Below are 18,382 nucleotides of genomic sequence, written 5' to 3'. Positions count from 1 at the left end.
ATGGGTACTAGAGGAGCTATTGATGATTGAGCCTGATCTACCTGCTGATGAAGTGTCGCGGCTGGCCGCGCTGCACGAACTCTTCTTGCTGGACACGCCGCCGGATCCTTATGTGGACGCCTTGTTGCGTATTGCCAAAAGTGCGTTTGGGGTAAGGGGCGTGTTGGTCAGCCTGATAGACTCTGAACGGCAATGGTACAAGTCTCGTATCGGTATTCTTTCTCTGGAAGGTCCCAGGTCTACCTCTTTTTGCGGGCACGTTATCCTCAGCGATGAGCTCATGGTGGTTAACGATGCGCTGCAGGATGTTCGCTTTGCCGACAACCCGATGGTCGTCGGACCGCCTGAAGTGCGTTTCTATGCCGGTATGCCCTTGCATGCGCCGGATGGTAGTCGTATTGGCACCTTTTGCCTGAATGACCCCCAGCCGCATACGCTGACGGATGAGCAGATGCAGCTAATGAAAGACTTTGCGAAGCTGATAGAGGGGCTTTTTGCCGCACATCAGCTCAGGTTCGAAAAGCAGGGATTGCTGGAGGCTTTGGGTCATGCGGAAAGACGAGCCTTGATTGATCCCCTGACACAGCTGTGGAATCGTCAGGCGCTGCAGCAGATTTCGCCTTCATGGCACCGACGGGCTGTTCGTGACTCTTTGCAGGTGGGCTTTATTTACGGCGACCTGGATTTTTTCAAGCGGATAAACGATGAGCATGGCCATGGTATCGGCGATGACGTTTTAGTGCAGGTGGGGCAGCGCTTGACTGCGGCGATAAGGCCCGACGACGTTGCATTTCGCTTGGGTGGTGAGGAGCTTGGGGTATTGGCGCTGGTCGAGAGTCAAACGGAACTGGTTGCCATTGCTGAGCGCGTTCGGAAGGCTTTTTGCGACAGTGAGTTTGTCGTGGACGGGCAGCGTCTTGCGGTCACCATCAGCCTGGGAACGGCGATTGGTAGCGATCCGCTTGCGGATGATATTGACGACCTGGTCGAGCGCGCTGACGCGGCACTCTATGCTGCTAAAGGTAATGGACGCAACCGTGTGGAGAACGGCTAACGGGGTGCTGGTTGTAGCCACCAATGCAGATAGCGGCCAAGGTGACTATAGGCCGGGTGTTGGCTGTAATGCAGCTCCTGATCTATCAGGTCTTCGAGACTGGACTGGCTCTTGAATGGCTCGGGCATGTAGTCATAAAAAACGCGCACACCGCTACTGGCATTGATCGAGAGTTGTGCTGCAGAACTCCATAGCGCCATCTCACGTGGGTCCAGTGGTTGCTGCGGCGTTAGGCTGCGCTTTCCCTGTCCGGCCAACTGGTTGGCTCTCAACTTATGGAATTGGCCCTTGATCAGGTTCTTGTAGGCCAGCGCGTCACGGTTGTAGAAAGCCAGTGAAATAGCGCCTGATGGTGCGACTAGCTGCGAAAGCAGCTGCAGAGCGGCGGCGGGGTCGGCTAACCATTCCAGTACCGCATGGCAGATTACCAAGTCGTACTGCTCTGAACGTTGCGGTAGTGCCTGCAGTGGCAATTGCAGATAAGTAACATTGGACGCGGCTGTTATCGACTCGAGCCTTTCGCGGGTAGCCTCGAGCATTTCCTGTGAGGGCTCGCTGACCGTTAGGTGATGTCCGCGCAACAGCAACCATTCGCTGACATGGCCCAGGCCTGCGCCTACATCCAGGATGCGCAGCGGCCGGTCATTGCTGCTCAACCCCTGCATCCATTGCTCAAGGTCGCGGGTCAGCACCGCAAGGCGAATAGCGCCTTTGGGGCTGGCGTAGATTTTGCGCGCAAAGTGAGCGCCAATCTGATCGAAGTAACGGTCGGTCATGCAGGTAATCCGGGCAGAGGGGATACAAGGCTGATGCACGGGCATAAAAAAAGCCAGCTTGTGGCCGGCTTTTTAACAGGGCGAAACGCTTATTTTTGGTAAGCGTTTACAGCCTTAACAATTTCCGCACGGGCTTCGTCGGCGTTGCCCCAGCGGTCAATCTTGACCCACTTGCCTGCTTCCAGATCTTTGTAGTGTTCAAAGAAGTGCTTGATCTGTTGGATCAGCAGCTCAGGCAGATCAGTGTATTCTTTAATATCACGGTACTGAGTGCTCAGTTTGTCGTGAGGTACCGCGATTACCTTGGCATCGCCACCACCATCATCGGTCATGTGCAGCACGCCAACCGGGCGCGCGCGAATGACAGCGCCTGGCGCAACGGGATGCGGAGTAACCACTAGCACGTCGAGCGGGTCGCCGTCGTCGGCCAGAGTATTGGGGATGTAGCCATAGTTCGCCGGGTAGAACATCGGCGTCGCCATGAAACGGTCAACGAACAGTGTGCTGCTGTCCTTGTCGATCTCATATTTGATCGGCGCGTGATTGGCTGGAATTTCAATGGCGACGTAAATGTCGTTGGGAATGTCTTTGCCTGCGGGGATCTGGTCGTAGCTCATGGTTTACCTGATTCGGCCATAGTTGAAAACTGGCCGGCATTATAGGCGCTTAGGCCGACGATACCAAGCAAAACCCAGTGTACCTTGGTCTTAGACGAGCAAATGCTCGCGCGAGACATCGGCCGGCCATGATTGCCTCCGGCCGACGGTTCTCAGCTGAGTTTGAGCGCGAAATACATAAAGTCGTGATCATTACTAAAGCCGAGGGAGCGATACAGACTTTGCGCCGCCATATTATCTTCGCCGGTCATGACCGTCATGCGATCAACGCCCGCCGCTTTGGCCAATTCCTTGGCATGGTTGATCAGTCGGTCAGCAACCAGCTGCCGGCGCGCCTCTTCGGTGACATAGATGCCTTTGAGGACCCAGGCTGCCGAGAGCGTAAGCGCCGAGAAGCTGGGAATGAACTGGCAGAACCCCATGGCTTTGCCGGTGTCCTCGTCTTCTGCTATCAGGATGATCGCCTGCTCGTGTATCAACCTGGCTTCTAAAAAACGGCGTGAGGCCTCGGGCTTGGGCAGTTGCCCGTAATATTCGCGGTACTTGATGAACAGGGGCGTTATTTCATCTAGGCGGTCTACATCTGCCTGAATTATGCGCATACGGTTACCCACAATTGGTCATTAAATGGCTATGAGGTTTTCTTTGGTCGATCACTTCATCCTGCATCAGCATGAGACAATCTGCAATCAGGCACCCAAAAAAAACCGCCGCACCCAAAGCGGGTTGCGGCGGTTTTTTACGCAAAGACGTTAAACCGTGAAGGGGGGCAGCTTTTTAGCGACCGTTTGGCGCTTGAGCGTAACGTAATGCGGCATACCGTTTTTGAATGGCGGGAAGTCTTCACCCTGAATTAATGGTGAGAGATAGTCGCGGCAGGCCTGGGTAATATGGAAGCCGTCTTCGGTGATGAAGTCCCGGGGCATGAATTTCTCGACGTTGGCCACATCTTTCAGTGGTGCTTCGATGATATCCCATTCGTAAGGCGCGTCCTGCAAGCGTCGAATCGCCGGCATGATCGAATTTTTGCCTTCCAGCGCGATCTTCACTGCGGCCTGACCCAATGCGTAAGCCTGGTCCACATCTACCTTGGAAGCGATATGGCGTGCTGAGCGCTGCAAGTAGTCTGCTACCGCCCAGTGATATTTATAGCCCAGTTCTTCTTGTACCAGTTTGGCGATGGTGGGGGCTACGCCGCCCAATTGAGCATGACCGAAAGCATCGGTCAGGCCGGACTCGGAGAGGAACTTGCCAGCACTATTCTTGATACCTTCAGATACGCCGATAACGCAGTAGCCGTGATTTTTTACGCACTCGTCGACGCGAGCAAGAAACGCGGCCTGGTCGAATTCGATTTCCGGGAACAGCAAAATGTGCGGTGGCTGACCTTCGCCTTCATTAGCCAGGCCGCAGGCGGCGGTAATCCAGCCGGCATGGCGGCCCATGACTTCAAGGATGAACACCTTGGTCGAGGTGGCGGCCATTGACGCAACGTCAAAGCCTGCTTCGCGAATAGAGGTGGCTACGTACTTGGCAACGGAGCCAAAACCGGGGCAGCAGTCGGTAATTGGCAGATCGTTGTCGACGGTCTTGGGTACGTGGATGGCCTGGATTGGGTAGCCCAGGGTTTCCGCTAACTGGGAAACTTTGAGGCAGGTGTCGGCTGAGTCGCCACCGCCGTTATAAAAGAAGTAGCCGATATTGTGGGCTTTGAATACCTCGATCAGACGTTCGTACTCGGCACGATTGGCTTCCAGGCTTTTCAGTTTGTAACGGCAAGAGCCAAAGGCGCCAGACGGGGTGTGACGCAGGGCGGCGATATCGTCTACCGACTCCAGGCTGGTATCAATGAGCTCTTCGGTCAAGGCGCCGATGATGCCATTGCGACCGGCGTAGACCGTGCCAATCTGGTCGGGGTGTTGGCGGGCTGTTTCGATCACGCCAGCGGCAGATGCATTGATAACAGCGGTAACACCGCCCGACTGGGCATAAAAAGCGTTCTTGACGGTCATGCGTACTCCATGTGTAGAGACTAAAAAGATGTTTGCCGCAGGTCCGTTGCTTCGACGCGCCTCTGGGCGCGGCGTAGTAACTGCGTAAAGCGGTGCGGACAGATGGGCGAATGATAGCCCAAAGCCGTCCCGGTTGCATGACAATCAGGCTGTAACCCCTGCCACTTGGCCGGTCGTGATAGTATCGGCCAATAAACAGTGTGGCGCTCAAAGGCGCAACTTTCTCGGCCCTGCGACTGTCTGTGTTGCGGGTTGTCGATCGATCAAAAGGGTACAAGGCCTAATCAATGCATCTGCACATTCTGGGTATTTGCGGTACGTTTATGGGCTCGCTGGCGCTGCTGGCGCGCGAGCTGGGGCATCAGGTGAGTGGCTCGGATGCCAATGTGTATCCGCCGATGAGTACCCAGTTGGAGGCGCAGGGTATTGCCTTGCAGGAAGGTTATGATCCTGCCCACCTGCAGCCGGCGCCAGACCTGGTGATTGTCGGCAATGCCATGAGTCGGGGTAATCCGGCAGTCGAGTACATGCTGGATAAAGGTATGCCCTACGTCTCGGGGCCTGAGTGGCTGGCGCGTTATGTGCTGCAGGAGCGCTGGGTATTGGCGGTCGCCGGCACTCATGGCAAGACGTCTACTTCGAGCTTGCTGGCCTGGTTGCTGGAAGATGCGGGCATGGCGCCGGGCTTTCTGATTGGGGGAGTGCCGCAAAATTTTGGTCTCTCGGCACGGCTGGGCGATACGCCGTTTTTCGTGGTGGAGGCTGATGAATATGACAGCGCCTTCTTTGATAAGCGCTCCAAGTTCGTCCATTACCGCCCGCGTACCGCGATCCTGAATAATCTTGAGTTCGATCATGCGGATATCTTTCCTGATTTGGCAGCGATTGAGCGCCAGTTCCATCATCTGGTCAGAACGGTACCGGCTTGCGGGCTGATTATTCGCCCGCAAGGGGTGGCGGCGCTGGATCGAGTGATTGCAATGGGTTGTTGGACACCGTGCCAAACAACCGGCGATGACGGCAATTGGCAGGCGAAGTTATTAAAAGCGGATGGCTCGCAGTTTGAGGTTTGGCTGGACGGTGAGCTGCAGGGCGTCGCTGAATGGCAGCAAACCGGCCAACACAGCGTAGCCAACGCGCTTTCTGCGCTGGCGGCCGCGCGGCACGTGGGCGTTACGCCGGCGCAGGGTATTGCATCACTGGCCGGTTTTCGTAACGCCAAGCGACGCATGGAAAAACTGGCGGAAATCAACGAAATCACCGTTTACGATGACTTCGCGCACCATCCTACGGCCATCGCGACGACACTCGCTGGCTTGCGTGCGCAGATCGGTGATCAGCGCCTGATCGCGATTATCGAGCCGCGCTCCAACACCATGCGCCTGGGCAGCCACATGCAGGCGCTGCCGGCCAGTGTAAGTGATGCCAGCGAGGTGATCTGGTATCAGCCTGCTGGCCTGGATTGGTCGCTCGAGCCGGTGGTGCAGGCTAGTCCGGTGCCGGCGCAGGTGATGACCGATCTGGATGCCATCGTGCAGCAGGTAGTCGATAGCGCTACGCCGCAGACACGCATCGTCATCATGAGTAATGGCGGCTTTGGTGGTATTCATCAGAAACTGGTACAAGCCCTGGAGGTTCGTCATGGTTGAGCGGGTAACGCTGGCGGTGACGGGCGCTTCTGGTGCTCAGTACGCAATGCGATTACTGGAGTGCCTGGTACAAGCAGGTGTGGAGGTTTCGTTTCTTATATCGCAGGCCGCGCAACTGGTTGTGGCTACCGAGACAGAGTGGCAGTTGCCCGCCAAGCCACAGGCCCTGCAAGCTTTCTTAGTTGAGCGCTTTGCCGCCAAGCCGGGACAGATCAGGGTATATGGCAAGCAGGACTGGATGGCTCCGGTTGCCTCTGGGTCGGGCGCGCCGAGCGCCATGGTGGTATGCCCTTGTTCCACCGGGTCGTTGTCGGCGATCGCGACCGGCGCGAGCAATAATCTGATCGAACGCGCGGCAGACGTGGCTTTGAAAGAGCGGCGTAAGTTGATTCTGGTGCCGCGTGAAGCGCCGTTCTCAACTATTCACCTTGAGCACATGCTCAAGCTTAGCCAGATGGGTGCGGTCATTCTTCCGGCCAGTCCGGGCTTCTACCATAACCCGGCTTCGGTGGCTGATTTGGTCGATTTCGTGGTTGCGCGCATTCTCAATCAACTGGATATCCCCCAGCAGTTGCTTGCTCGGTGGGGTGAATGATGCGGGATATAATGTGAGCGAGCTAAAGATTGCGCTAAATGGTGTCGTTGTTCTTTTGGCGGCAGGGTTGCCACTGACGACATGGGCGGCGGATAGCCGGGATGTGCAGGACGCTTTCTGGAGCGTGCAAACCAGTGTTTACACGGTGCATTATTCGCCCGATCCGGACCATAATAACCATCAGCAGTTGATCTGCTTGGAGCGACATCTGCCTGACGCCACTTTGTGGGGAGCGGCAACCTTTAAACATTCTTTTGGTGAGCGCGCCAACTATGTTTATTACGGTAAGCGTTTCGCACTGGGGCAGTCAGCATTTCACCTGAAACTGACGGGGGGACTGCTGGAAGGTTACAAGGGCGAGTACAGAGACAAGATTCCACTCAACCGTTTTGGTGTTGCGCCGGTGATTATCCCTTCCCTGGAGGCTACTTATGGCCGAGTTTCGAGTGACGTGGTGTTGCTAGGTGCGGCTGCCGCCATGGTGACGGTTAGCTTCAAGCTTTGAATGTGGGCCGGAGCCGCTTCGCTAGATAGGCGGGTCCGGCCACAATGGCGGGGGTTAGACGAAATACAGCGACAACCCTTCAGAAATGAAGGCTGGCTTGTCCACGCCTTCAATCTCCAGTGTGTTGCGTGCTTTCATCAGCCACTGCCCTGGATTCTTCTCGGTGACATCGATAATGGTCGTGTGCAGGCGAACGCGCGAGCCAACACGTACCGGCTGGATAAAACGCAGGCTATCCATGCCGTAGTTGACGGCCATTTTTAGACCCTCGGGACGAGGCATCAGGCCTGCTGACAGGGCTGGCAACAATGATAGAGACAGAAAGCCGTGGGCGATGGTGCCGCCAAACGGGGTTTGTTTGGCCTTTTCTTCATCGATGTGGATGAACTGATGGTCGCCGGTGCATTCGGCAAACTGGTTTACCCGCTCCTGATCGATTTGCAGCCATTCCGAATGACCCATGTCCTTGCCGATCAATGAAGTAAGTTCGCTAACTGGTATTGCTGTCATGGCGTTCTCCGTGACTCTTATTGTGGCCCACGTGGGGTGTGCGTACCTGCCCGCTGCAATGCTAATCTGCGGTTGCGAGCGTTTCCGGGTGAATGGTTGCAAGCCCCGGGGTAGGGGTCAATCTACTGCGGCCTTATATTGGTTTGCTGAATGATTCGACCTTCCTTCGGCAGGCTATGCCCGTATAGGCAAGATGACAAGAGGATTGCATGAGCGATAAAACTGCATTATTCCCGTTAAAAACCGTGTTATTGCCTGGTTGTACTCTCGACCTGCAATTGTTCGAGGCGCGCTATCTGGATATGGTCAGTCGCTGCTTTAAGGCTGGCGAAGGGTTTGTTGTGGTTGCCCTGGAGAAAGGCCCTGAGTCGGGGACGGGTGACCTGCGCTTCAGTGCTTTGGGGTGTGAGGCGCAGATAGTGGATTTTCAGCAGCGTGATAACGGTCTGTTGGGTATACGTGTAGTGGGCGGTCGGCGGGCGCAGGTTAGCCAGGTCGAAGTAGCTGCTGATGGTCTGGTTCAGGCCCAGGTGGACTGGCGTGAAGAGGCAGCAGATCAGCCGCTGAGTCACGCGCACGAAGAGCTGGAGAGTCTGCATGCCACGCTACTGGAGCATCCTGTGGCGACGGATCTTGGGTTGCCACCGATTGGTAGTAGCCTGCAAGCGCTGGCCTATCAATTGGCCTACTTGCTGCCTTTCAGTCTGGACCAGAAAACGCACCTGCTGGCGGTGGATTATCCGCAAGAGCGCCTCGAACAGATCAGTGAATGGCTCGAGGTGCTGCAGGCTTAGCCGGATTGAGTGCGCGCGGTTACCAGAGAACCCAGGCGGCGGCGATAAAAGGCCAACTGGCGATCAGCCAGCGCTGAATTGGAACCAGTCGTGTCATCGGGCTGACGCGCTCCACCAGCCAGCAGGCTAGCAAGCTGGCGCTGATTCCTACTAGCAGGCTGCGCAGCATGTCGAGTGGCAGAAACTGTTGGTGCTCCAGCACATTGCTGGCAATCAGTAGCACCAGCGGCAGCAGGTAGAGCAACCAGGCACTGCGCACCCAAAAACGCTGATTACGGCTACAGTTCACCACCAGAGCGCAGAGTATGGCGGTCAGTAGGGCATTGATGCTGGCCCCGCCGGTGAGGTTGATCAGCCAGGACATTGATAGTGCCAATGCCAATGAGCAGACCTGCATGGCGGCGTGATTCCATCGCCGGGACAGCATTAGCAAGGCGGTAATCGGCACGACGACCAGCAGAACCTGTGGGGTCAATATCAGCGTGTGATTGTCGCCCGGCAGTCGCAGGTGATCAGCACTGCTGACCAGCGTGCTGTCAAAGATCGTCAGTGCGCGCTGATTCATACCCAAGGTTAGCAGTGAGAGCAGGCAGCAGGCCGCTGCAACCAGGCAGCTCCAGCGTTTTTGCAGCTTGAGTACGTAGAGGCAGCAACTGATCAGGATGGCTGCACCGATCAGCAGGCTGAGTGCCTGGCTCCAGAAAAACGGTGGCACAGCCCACTGGGCTGCGCGGCCGGTGGTGTAGCCTGGAATCAGATAAGCCGGTGCCCAGATAAGAGCGGATGTCAGATTAATTGCGATAAAGCGCCAGACCGGCATGTCGAACATCCCGGCGATCATGGGAATGATCGGGCGTATGGGGCCGATGAAGCGACCCAGTACCACGCTAAGCCAGCCATAGCGCCGGAAGAAGCGCTCGCCACCGTCGATCCACTGGGGATTGCGCACGAAGGGGCCAAAGTCGCGAATATTCTGATGGAAGTAACGGCCAAGAAAGAAGCTGATCAAGTCACCCAGTACGGCACCGCTGAAGGCCCACATGACAGCAATCGTTAGTGACATGCCGCCGCCGGCGGCTAGCGCTGAGACGGCGAAGAGTAAAAACACGCCTGGCACTACCAGGCCCGCGACCGCCAGTGACTCGGTAAATGAAATCAGAAAAATAGCCAGCCCCAGCCATTGCTGATGCTCGGCCAGCCAGCTTGTTAGTTCAACCAGCAAGGGTATCTCCAGAGACCGCGTTTAGCTTTGCCTGTTGCAGGCTCAGCAAACGGTAGTCGCGATCAGGTTGGCGTGTTCTTCCCCGCGGGTTGCGTGTGCAGTAAGCGGCAAAGTCAGCATCGACAAAGCGGTAGGGTAGGGCTTCGTCGCGGCCGCTGGGTATGCCCAGTCTTGCTGCTTGTACGACTGTTGAGGGCCGATACGCATCGTCCGCGATGAACAGCTGGTTTGGGCAAAATGGCTTGGCGTTCCAGTCGGGTACTTTAATTCCTAAAGCTCGACACAGTAAAGTCTGCCCGGCGCAAAGGCGTTGCTGCGTTCGTTGAGTGCCGTCGCGGTTAGGGTTGAGCTGCTGCATCAGCTCCAGGCTTTTAGCGTCGCTGATAGAATCAACAACCGGGTAGGCTGATTTGATCAATACGCCATTGCCGGCGCCTTCGGCGCTGCAGTTCATGGAGTCGCCACCCCGCGCGTAATACATGTAAATCGTGCCACCCTCCATAAAAAGAGCGCGTCTGGCGTCGGTATAGCCGAGCGAGGCATGGCTGCCTTTTTCTGCTATCAGATACGCCTCGGTTTCAATGATGCGCGCGGACAGCCACCGCCCGTCCATTTGCCTGCGGATTACCTTGCCTAGCAAGTCAACGGCCAGGCTGCGGGCATCTTGCTGAAAGAAGGACGCGGGCAGCGGGTATTCAGGAGCGGGTGGCAAGGGGGTGTTTGGCATGGCGGTTATTCTAGCAGCTCGGGTATTGCAGGTTGAATTAGCCTGACGCTGCAGGATTCGGTAGGGCGGCCCTGTCAAGTGCCCGGTGACCCAGCTATAATGCCGCATTTGCGCAGACAGGTAATGGGTAACAGCATGAGTGCGGAACAGGTGGTCGTTTACATGACCGAGCTGGGGCAGAACGCCAGACGCGCATCGCGGGTCATTGCTCGCGCGACGACAGCGGTCAAAAACGCGGCTTTGCTGGCAACAGTCGATGCGATCGAGGCAGCCAGCGACAGGTTGGTCGCAGCCAACGAACTGGATTTGCAGGCCGGGCGCGATAGCGGTCTTGATGACGCCATGCTGGACCGGCTGGCGCTGACGCCAGCTCGCCTGCAGACGATGATCGAAGGCTTGCGCCAGGTTGCGGCACTGCCAGACCCGGTAGGTGTTATCCGTGATATGAAGTTCCTCCCTTCCGGTATCCAAGTGGGCAAGATGCGTGTGCCGCTGGGGGTGATCGGGATTATTTACGAGTCCCGTCCCAATGTGACCGTAGAAGCGGCCAGTTTGTGCCTGAAATCGGGTAATGCCTGTATTTTACGCGGCGGTTCAGAGTCGATTCACTCCAATCGTGCCATTGCCGAGTGCCTGCGCACTGGACTGGCAGCGGTCGGCTTGCCTGATGAAGTTGTGCAGGTGGTGGAGACCACCGACCGCGCGGCGGTGGGCGCACTGATTACCATGCCGGACTATGTTGACGTGATTGTGCCGCGTGGCGGCAAGGGGCTGATCGAGCGGATCAGTAAAGATGCCCGCGTGCCAGTGATCAAACACCTGGATGGCATTTGTCACGTTTATGTCGACGATCGCGCTGATCTGGATAAGGCTGAAGCCATTGCTATCAATGCCAAGACCCATCGTTACGGCGTATGCAATGCAATGGAAACACTATTGGTACATCAGGCCGTGGCGGCAGAGTTCCTGCCTCGGGTTGCTGCTATCTATGCGGCCAAGGGAGTAGAGCTGCGCGGCTGCCCGCTGAGCTGTGAGCTGTTGCCGCAGGCTGTTGCTGCTACCGAAGAGGACTGGTCCACCGAATATCTGGCGCCGATTCTATCGGTCAAAGTAGTTGCTGATATGGATGCGGCTATTGAGCATATTAATACCTATAGCTCACAGCACACCGATGCCATGGTCTCTGAAGACTTTTCCCGTGCTCGTCGCTTCCTGGCCGAAGTTGATTCCAGTTCGGTGATGATTAACGCATCGACGCGCTTTGCTGATGGTTTTGAGTATGGCCTGGGCGCTGAAATCGGTATCTCTACGGACAAGATTCACGCCCGTGGTCCGGTAGGCCTGGATGGTTTGACCAGCGAGAAGTACGTGGTATTCGGCGACGGCCATATTCGTCAGTGATACGCGGATGAGGAAGCGAATCGGCCTGTTGGGTGGCACTTTTGATCCGGTGCACTTTGGTCATTTGCGCAGTGCTATAGAGGTGCGCGAGCGGCTGCAACTTGATGAGCTGAGGCTAATTCCCAGCGCGCGGCCGCCGCATCGTGAGGTACCCGGCGCAAGCGCGGATCAACGTTTGGCCATGGTGCAGCTGGCGGTAGGCAAGGGCGGCGGTTTGCAGGTTGATGACCGCGAGCTATGCCGTGAAAAGCCGTCCTACACGCTGGACACACTGGAGTCCTTGCGCGCTGAGCTGGGTAGTGAGGTGGCCTTGTTTATGGTGTTGGGTTGGGACGCCTTTTGCGGGCTACCGAGCTGGCATCGCTGGCAGGAATTGCTGGGCTTGGCACACATAGTGGTGCTGCAGCGTCCGGATTACGATGTGGACGTGCCCGAAGTACTAAAGGATCTGCTGGCTGCCCGCAGTGTGGATGACCCGCAGCGACTGGCTAACGTCAGTGCTGGACATGTTTTTTGCTTGTCGCAGACGCCTTTGGCGATTTCTGCAACGCATATTCGCGGCCTGGTGGCCAGCGGCGCTTCGCCGCGATTTTTGTTGCCGGACGCCGTACTTGACTATATTGAAACTAAAGGGCTGTATCGGCCCTGATATTGAGGATTTAAACGTCTTATGCAGATCGAAGAGCTTGCGCAACTGGTTGAGAACGCGCTGGATGAACTCAAGGCTAAGGATGTCGTGCGCATTGATGTGCGTGAGCACACGAGCGTGACGGATTTCATGATCATTGCCAGCGGCACTTCCAACCGTCACGTCAACGCGCTCAGTGATAATGTGGTTGAGAAAGCCAAAGAGGCCGGTCGTAAGCCTCTGGGTATTGAAGGCAAGGGTTCCGGAGAGTGGGTCTTGGTCGATCTGGCCGACGTGGTAGTACACGTCATGCAGCCGGCTACGCGCGAGTTCTATGATCTTGAGCGCCTGTGGCAGAGTGCCGAGTCGCGTCGCGAACAGCAGCAACGTCCCGTGGAGTAAGGCCTTTTGCGTATTCGCCTGATCAGCGTGGCATCGCGGATGCCACGCTGGGTAGAACAGGGCTATCAGGAGTACGCCAAGCGCATGCCGCCTGATTTGCCCGTGGAGCTGGTGGAAATTCCGCTGGCAACACGTGGTAAAAATGCTGATGTCAGTCGTCTGATGCGCCGTGAAGGTGAGCAGATGCTGGCAGCGGTGCAGCCAGGGGAACGCATCGTAACGCTGGAGGTCACAGGTCGAGCCTGGTCAACCGAGACGCTGGCAGAGCAGCTGGAGATGTGGCGGCTGGATGCGCGTAACGTTAACCTGATGGTCGGTGGCCCCGAGGGTTTGGCCGACGAAGTCAGTGCGCGCAGTGACCAGCGCTGGTCGCTGTCTGCCTTGACGTTGCCGCATCCGCTGGTACGCATACTGCTTGCTGAACAGTTATATCGGGCCTGGACCATTATTAATCGCCACCCCTACCACAAGTAATTCATGTCCAAGCCAATTCACCTGAAAGACCATAGTAAAGATGCCGGGATAGTCCATCGCCGCTTGCTGGTGGCGGCTGTCTTGGTGTTGGCGCTGGTTGGTGCTCTGGTCGCTCGTATGTATTACTTGCAGGTGACGCAATACGAGCATCACTCCACGCTGTCGGAAAATAATCGGGTGCATGTGCAGCCAATTCCGCCAACGCGCGGCCGCATTTACGACCGTAACGGCGAAGTGTTGGCGGAAAATCGGCCCAGCTACAGTCTTACCATTACCCGTGACCGGGTGAAGGACCTGCCGGCTACTTTTGATTTGCTTAAATCGTTATTGGCGCTCAGTGATGAAGACGTGGAGCAAGCTGAGCGGCGTCTGATGCAGGCGCGGCGCCCTTTTGAATCAGTGCCGGTGATGCTGGAGCTGACGCAGGAGCAGATTGCCCGGATCGCGATCAACCAGTTTCGCTTACCAGGGGTCGAGGTCCAGGCGAGCTTTGTTCGTTATTATCCTTTTGCAGACCATTTTGCTCATGCCCTGGGTTACGTAGGGCGCATTAACGAGCGTGAACTCAAATCGATTGATACCGTGGCTTACGCGGGCACCCATTACATAGGAAAAACGGGTGTCGAGCGTTACTACGAAGAGTTGCTGCACGGCACCGTCGGGTACGAAGAAGTCGAAACCAACGCCCGCGGCAGGGTCTTGCGGGTGCTTTCGCGAACCGAACCAGTAGCCGGCAAGGATTTGACCTTGCAGTTGGATGCCAACCTGCAGCGCGTTGCCGAAGAAGCCCTGGGTGATCGGCGCGGCGCGGTGGTTGCCATCGACCCGGCGACTGGCGGCGTACTGGCTTTTGTCAGCAAGCCTGGCTTTGATCCCAACCTGTTTGTCACCGGCATTAGCTACGCAGACTACGGCGCGTTGCGTGACTCGCTGGATCAGCCCCTGTTCAATCGCGTTTTGCGCGGCCAGTATCCGCCTGGTTCAACTATCAAGCCAGTAGTCGCGCTGTCTGGGCTGGACAGCGGCGCCACCACGCGTAGTGCCCGAGTGTATGATCCGGGCTTTTTTCAGTTGCCCAACTTCAGTCACAAGTACCGTAACTGGAACCGCAGTGGTGATGGCTGGGTAGACATGTCTTACGCGATCGCCCGCTCGAACGATACCTACTTTTATGATCTGGCGAACAAAATGGGTATCGATAAAATGCACGACTACCTGACGCGTTTCGGGATTGGTCAGCGCGTTTCGATTGATATGTATGAAGAAGCGCCGGGCCTGATGCCGTCCAGCGAGTGGAAACGGAACAAGTACAAGCAGCCCTGGTACCCCGGAGAAACCCTGATTGCCGGTATCGGGCAGGGCTATATGCTGGCTACACCTCTGCAATTGGCGCAGACCATGGCGCTGATCGCCAATCATGGTAAGTGGCATCGCCCGCGGCTACTGATGGATGCAGAAGGCATTCCGCCTGATGAGTCTGACACCCCAGACGACATCAAATTGCGCGACGAGTCGGACTGGGGCTTCATTACTCAGGCTATGCAGGATGTGATGCAGTCGCCGCATGGCACGGCGCGTGCCGCTGCAAAGGGGGCGGAATATAATATGGCCGGTAAAAGCGGTACTGCTCAGGTAGTTGCCATAGCGCAGGGCGAGCGTTACGACTCCAAGAGTCTGCGCGAGCGCCATAGAGATCACGCCCTTTTTGTCGGCTTTGCGCCCACTGAAAAGCCGTTGATCGCGGTTGCCGCGCTGGTTGAGAATGGCGAGTCGGGGGGGCGGGTTGCTGGCCCGGTAGTACGCGCGGTTTTCGACGCCTGGGTGTTGCCGCGCCTGCCCAAACCTGAGGTTGAGATAACCGATGCGCCTCAGGAGGCAGCGCCATGAAGCGTCCAACCCCCATGCCTGCTTCTGCCGGGCTGAGTCGCCGGGAGTCCTTCTGGACGCGTATTCATGTCGATCCCTGGTTGCTGGTGTTGATCCTTGGTCTCGCGGTGGTTGATGCCTTCGTGCTTTATTCTGCCAGTGGCAAGAGTGTAGGCATGGTCTACCGGCAAATGGCTTACTTTGCTGTCGGTATTGCCGTGATGGTTGTTATTGCGCAGTTTCAGCCAAGGTTCATGCAGCGCTGGGTGCCTGTTGCCTATGTCGGCGGTACCTTGTTGCTGGTCGCGGTCCTGCTGTTTGGCACCGAAGCCAAGGGCGCGCAGCGCTGGCTCACAGTGCCGGGTGTGATGCGTTTTCAGCCCTCGGAAATTCTCAAGCTGGTCATGCCCATGAGTGTGGCCTGGTATCTGGGCGCACGCACGCTTCCGCCGCGTTTCAAGCATGTGGTCATCGCGCTGGCGATCATCTTTATACCGGTGGTATTGATTCTTAAACAGCCTGACCTGGGCACCTCATTACTGATTGCTGCATCCGGGATTTTTGCGCTTTTGTTGGCTGGGCTGCTGTTGCGTTACATTATTGGTGCGCTACTTTTGCTGGCGCCCGCGGCAGCCGGTATGTGGTATTTCGTGATGCATGGGTACCAGAAACAACGGGTACTAACCTTCCTTAATCCGGAGAGTGACCCCTTGGGCTCCGGCTGGAATATCATCCAATCCAAAGCCGCGATAGGTTCCGGCGGCGTGTTTGGCAAGGGGTGGCTCCAGGGTACGCAGTCGCATCTGGATTTCCTGCCAGAAGGGCATACCGACTTTATCATCGCGGTACTGGCCGAAGAGTTCGGCATGGTTGGGGTATGCCTGCTGCTTGGGGTCTATATGTTGCTGATCAGTCGCGGTCTGGTTATCACGTTGCAAGCACAGGACGCATTCTGCAAACTGCTTGCAGGTAGTATCACCTTGACGTTTTTCGTCTATGTATTTGTCAATATTGGCATGGTCAGTGGGCTCTTGCCGGTGGTGGGCGTGCCGTTGCCCTTTATCAGTTACGGCGGTACTTCGCTGATTACCCTGTTGTCAGGGTTCGGCATTCTCATGTCCATCCATACGCACCGTAAATGGATGGCACAAAGTTCATGACGTGGGCCGGGATTGAAACAAAACATGTATAAAAACAACGCGGGTCGTGGTTGCCGTTGGTTTAGTCGGGTCAGCGCAGTGATGGTTTCGGCATTGTTGGCCAGCGGTTCGCTGGCGCAGGATTACAGTGCCGAGCATGCAGGTGTGCCTGACTTTGTGCAGAAAATGCAGTTGGAATACGGTTTTAATGCTCAGCATGTGCAGGATCTGCTAGATCAGGCGGTTCGTCAGGAGGCTATTTTAAAGGCGATCGCCCGCCCCGCGGAGCGGGTCAAGCCATGGCATGAATACCGTGCGATCTTTATTACCGACAAGCGTATCGAGCAGGGTGTTGCGTTCTGGAATGAGCATGCCGATACCCTGGCCCGCGCCGAGAAGGAGTATGGCGTCGAGCCTGAAATTATTCTTGCGATCATGGGGGTAGAGACCTCCTATGGCGGCAATATGGGCTCCTATCGCGTTATCGATGCATTGACGACGCTCGGTTTCGACTATCCCCCGCGCGCTGATTTTTTCCGTCGTCAGTTGGAAAGTTATCTGGTTCTGACTCGCGAGCAGCAAATGGACCCGCTGGCGCTCAAGGGCTCCTACGCAGGTGCCATGGGCTATGGCCAATTTATTCCCAGTAGTTACCAGGCTTTTGCTGTCGATTTTGATGGTGATGGGGTCGTGGATATTTGGAACAACCCGGTCGATGCGATTGGTAGTGTTGCCAACTACTTCCGTCAGCACAACTGGGAGCACGGTGCTGATATAGCGATTGCTGCCGATGTCAGCGGCGATCAGTTTGCCGAGGGCGTTACCCTCGAGCAGGGGCTGGAAGCTCGCAAGACAGTTGGCGAGTTGCGACAACTTGGTTGGACGCCGCGGGTCACCCTGGATGCGGACGCAGAGGTAATGGCGTTCGAGTTTGATGCCGGGGAACAAATGCAGTATTGGCTGGGTCTTAACAACCTGTATGTTATCACCCGCTATAACCGCAGCGTGATGTATGCCATGGTGGTACACCAACTAGCCGATTTGTTACGTGAGGCCCGGCAGCAATGAAGCCAGCTTTTATCTCCCTTTTTCGCAGTACCTGTAGCTGCGCGGCGTTGCTGGCTCTAGCCGCCTGTTCTTCTGGTCCCAATACCACTAGTGGTAGCGGTGCAGCGCCGGCCGCCGGTATGCCTGGTCCAGTGCGCACCGTGCATGATGGGCCGCCCAGTTATATGCAGGACGTATCCCAGATTCCGGATGCTGTACCCGTGCCGCATACCGGGCGCTACAAGGCCGCGCCTTATCGTGTTTTGGGGCGCGACTACAATCCTATGCAGGATGGCCGTGACTATCGCGAAGAGGGCACCGCTTCCTGGTACGGGACCAAGTTTCATGGTCAAAACACCGCCAATGGCGAGCTCTATGATCTCTATGGCATGACCGCTGCGCACAAGACCCTGCCACTGCCCAGCTATGTGCAAGTGACCAATCTAGCGAATAATCGCAAGATTATTGTGCGGGTAAATGATCGTGGGCCTTTCTACTCCGATCGCATCATTGACCTGTCCTATGCAGCTGCCAAAAAACTGGGCTACGCAGATCAGGGTACTGCTCATGTGCTGGTTGAGGGTATTGATCCGGTCGCTTGGCAACAACAGAACAACCCCAGCTATCTGGTGCAGAATCCGTCGGCAGTCAGTCAGCCCGCAGTGGTAGTATCGCAGCCAGCCGAGGTTATACCGCCAGAGCCAGTTGAACTTGGGCACACGGGCTACTATCTCCAGGTTGCTGCTTTTTCCAACCCTCAGTCTGCCGAGCAGCTGCGCCAGCGTTTGAGGGGCGTTGTGTCCGCCAATGTTTTTGTCAGTGAGTTCCAGCAGGATGCGCGTACCTTGCATCGAGTACGCCTTGGTCCGGTAACCAGTCAGGACGAAGCTCGACGCCTTATGGAGGCTCTGCGCCTTGCCAATATGGGCACGCCTACGCTGGTTACGGTTAACTGAATAATCTG

General features: G+C 56.5%; 20 protein-coding genes. 13 read left to right on the top strand and 7 right to left on the bottom strand.

Annotated elements, in window-relative coordinates; translation table 11 throughout:
- Nucleotides 1–22 precede the first annotated feature (22 nt).
- Nucleotides 23–1,054 carry a sensor domain-containing diguanylate cyclase gene (locus tag H4J77_RS07955; protein ID WP_158611213.1) on the top strand — a complete coding sequence of 344 codons (1,032 nt, stop codon included), beginning with the start codon at nucleotides 23–25 and terminating at the stop codon, nucleotides 1,052–1,054.
- On the opposite strand, the gene H4J77_RS07950 is transcribed toward H4J77_RS07955, so the two are convergent.
- From H4J77_RS07950 to H4J77_RS07935, 4 genes are all read right to left on the bottom strand, one after another.
- The gene (locus H4J77_RS07950; RefSeq protein WP_123887678.1) at nucleotides 1,051–1,830 is read right to left on the bottom strand and encodes a methyltransferase domain-containing protein; all 780 of its coding nucleotides are present in this window, start codon (nucleotides 1,828–1,830) and stop codon (nucleotides 1,051–1,053) included. The two genes, H4J77_RS07955 and H4J77_RS07950, sit on opposite strands and share 4 nt — an antisense overlap.
- A gap of 89 nt (nucleotides 1,831–1,919) precedes the next feature.
- The gene (ppa, locus tag H4J77_RS07945; protein ID WP_123887679.1) at nucleotides 1,920–2,447 is read right to left on the bottom strand and encodes an inorganic diphosphatase; all 528 of its coding nucleotides are present in this window, start codon (nucleotides 2,445–2,447) and stop codon (nucleotides 1,920–1,922) included.
- Between the two features lie 152 nt (nucleotides 2,448–2,599).
- Nucleotides 2,600–3,049: a GNAT family N-acetyltransferase gene (locus tag H4J77_RS07940; protein WP_123887680.1), complete on the bottom strand. Its 450-nt coding sequence runs from the start codon at nucleotides 3,047–3,049 to the stop codon at nucleotides 2,600–2,602.
- 150 nt (nucleotides 3,050–3,199) lie between these two features.
- The gene (locus tag H4J77_RS07935) at nucleotides 3,200–4,459 is read right to left on the bottom strand and encodes a 6-phosphofructokinase (RefSeq protein ID WP_123887681.1); all 1,260 of its coding nucleotides are present in this window, start codon (nucleotides 4,457–4,459) and stop codon (nucleotides 3,200–3,202) included.
- Between the two features lie 287 nt (nucleotides 4,460–4,746).
- Between H4J77_RS07935 and mpl the strand changes: the two genes are divergently transcribed.
- From mpl to H4J77_RS07920, 3 genes are read left to right on the top strand one after another with little or no spacing between them, the layout of a single operon-like run.
- Nucleotides 4,747–6,108, top strand: a complete 1,362-nt coding sequence (mpl, locus tag H4J77_RS07930; RefSeq protein WP_123887682.1) for a UDP-N-acetylmuramate:L-alanyl-gamma-D-glutamyl-meso-diaminopimelate ligase — start codon at nucleotides 4,747–4,749, stop codon at nucleotides 6,106–6,108.
- On the top strand, nucleotides 6,101–6,703 hold the full coding sequence (locus tag H4J77_RS07925) for a flavin prenyltransferase UbiX (protein ID WP_123887683.1): 603 nt from the start codon (nucleotides 6,101–6,103) through the stop codon (nucleotides 6,701–6,703). The genes mpl and H4J77_RS07925 overlap by 8 nt, the downstream gene beginning before the upstream one ends.
- A 13-nt stretch (nucleotides 6,704–6,716) precedes the next feature.
- Nucleotides 6,717–7,208: a sn-glycerol-3-phosphate transporter gene (locus H4J77_RS07920; protein ID WP_123887684.1), complete on the top strand. Its 492-nt coding sequence runs from the start codon at nucleotides 6,717–6,719 to the stop codon at nucleotides 7,206–7,208.
- Nucleotides 7,209–7,262: 54 nt separating this feature from the next.
- Here H4J77_RS07920 and H4J77_RS07915 read toward each other — a convergent pair whose 3' ends face one another.
- Nucleotides 7,263–7,718 (bottom strand): MaoC family dehydratase, encoded by a 456-nt coding sequence (locus H4J77_RS07915; protein WP_123887685.1) that lies wholly within the window; start codon nucleotides 7,716–7,718, stop codon nucleotides 7,263–7,265.
- 209 nt (nucleotides 7,719–7,927) lie between these two features.
- Here H4J77_RS07915 and H4J77_RS07910 point away from each other — a divergent pair, with 209 nt between their 5' ends.
- Nucleotides 7,928–8,512 (top strand): LON peptidase substrate-binding domain-containing protein, encoded by a 585-nt coding sequence (locus H4J77_RS07910; RefSeq protein ID WP_123887686.1) that lies wholly within the window; start codon nucleotides 7,928–7,930, stop codon nucleotides 8,510–8,512.
- 19 nt (nucleotides 8,513–8,531) lie between these two features.
- On the opposite strand, the gene H4J77_RS07905 is transcribed toward H4J77_RS07910, so the two are convergent.
- Together H4J77_RS07905 and H4J77_RS07900 are read right to left on the bottom strand one after the other, a co-directional pair.
- The gene (locus H4J77_RS07905; protein ID WP_158611214.1) at nucleotides 8,532–9,734 is read right to left on the bottom strand and encodes a DedA family protein; all 1,203 of its coding nucleotides are present in this window, start codon (nucleotides 9,732–9,734) and stop codon (nucleotides 8,532–8,534) included.
- Nucleotides 9,724–10,470, bottom strand: coding sequence for a DNA-3-methyladenine glycosylase (locus H4J77_RS07900; RefSeq protein ID WP_372237831.1), 747 nt, complete (start codon nucleotides 10,468–10,470; stop codon nucleotides 9,724–9,726). The genes H4J77_RS07905 and H4J77_RS07900 overlap by 11 nt, the downstream gene beginning before the upstream one ends.
- 126 nt (nucleotides 10,471–10,596) lie before the next feature.
- Between H4J77_RS07900 and H4J77_RS07895 the strand changes: the two genes are divergently transcribed.
- From H4J77_RS07895 to H4J77_RS07860, 8 genes are read left to right on the top strand one after another with little or no spacing between them, the layout of a single operon-like run.
- Entirely contained in the window at nucleotides 10,597–11,862 is a 1,266-nt protein-coding gene (locus tag H4J77_RS07895; RefSeq protein ID WP_235869585.1) for a glutamate-5-semialdehyde dehydrogenase, read from the top strand.
- 7 nt (nucleotides 11,863–11,869) lie between these two features.
- Entirely contained in the window at nucleotides 11,870–12,511 is a 642-nt protein-coding gene (nadD, locus tag H4J77_RS07890) for a nicotinate-nucleotide adenylyltransferase (RefSeq protein ID WP_123887689.1), read from the top strand.
- A gap of 21 nt (nucleotides 12,512–12,532) precedes the next feature.
- On the top strand, nucleotides 12,533–12,892 hold the full coding sequence (rsfS, locus tag H4J77_RS07885; RefSeq protein ID WP_123887690.1) for a ribosome silencing factor: 360 nt from the start codon (nucleotides 12,533–12,535) through the stop codon (nucleotides 12,890–12,892).
- Between the two features lie 6 nt (nucleotides 12,893–12,898).
- Nucleotides 12,899–13,366 (top strand): 23S rRNA (pseudouridine(1915)-N(3))-methyltransferase RlmH, encoded by a 468-nt coding sequence (gene rlmH, locus H4J77_RS07880; protein ID WP_123887691.1) that lies wholly within the window; start codon nucleotides 12,899–12,901, stop codon nucleotides 13,364–13,366.
- Between the two features lie 3 nt (nucleotides 13,367–13,369).
- Nucleotides 13,370–15,253 carry a penicillin-binding protein 2 gene (gene mrdA / locus H4J77_RS07875; protein WP_123887692.1) on the top strand — a complete coding sequence of 628 codons (1,884 nt, stop codon included), beginning with the start codon at nucleotides 13,370–13,372 and terminating at the stop codon, nucleotides 15,251–15,253.
- Entirely contained in the window at nucleotides 15,250–16,392 is a 1,143-nt protein-coding gene (gene rodA / locus H4J77_RS07870; protein WP_123887693.1) for a rod shape-determining protein RodA, read from the top strand. The genes mrdA and rodA overlap by 4 nt, the downstream gene beginning before the upstream one ends.
- 24 nt (nucleotides 16,393–16,416) lie before the next feature.
- A complete protein-coding gene (gene mltB / locus H4J77_RS07865) occupies nucleotides 16,417–17,439 on the top strand; it encodes a lytic murein transglycosylase B (protein ID WP_372237825.1) in 1,023 nt (340 codons plus the stop codon).
- A complete protein-coding gene (locus H4J77_RS07860; protein WP_123887694.1) occupies nucleotides 17,436–18,374 on the top strand; it encodes a septal ring lytic transglycosylase RlpA family protein in 939 nt (312 codons plus the stop codon). The genes mltB and H4J77_RS07860 overlap by 4 nt, the downstream gene beginning before the upstream one ends.
- Nucleotides 18,375–18,382 lie beyond the last annotated feature (8 nt).

Source organism: Pseudomonas sp. 5Ae-yellow, from assembly GCF_014077575.1.
Classification (GTDB): Bacteria; Pseudomonadota; Gammaproteobacteria; order Pseudomonadales; family Pseudomonadaceae; genus Halopseudomonas; species Halopseudomonas neustonica.
Note: the sequence above shows the minus strand (reverse complement) of the source record. Positions and strands in the feature narration are given on the sequence as shown.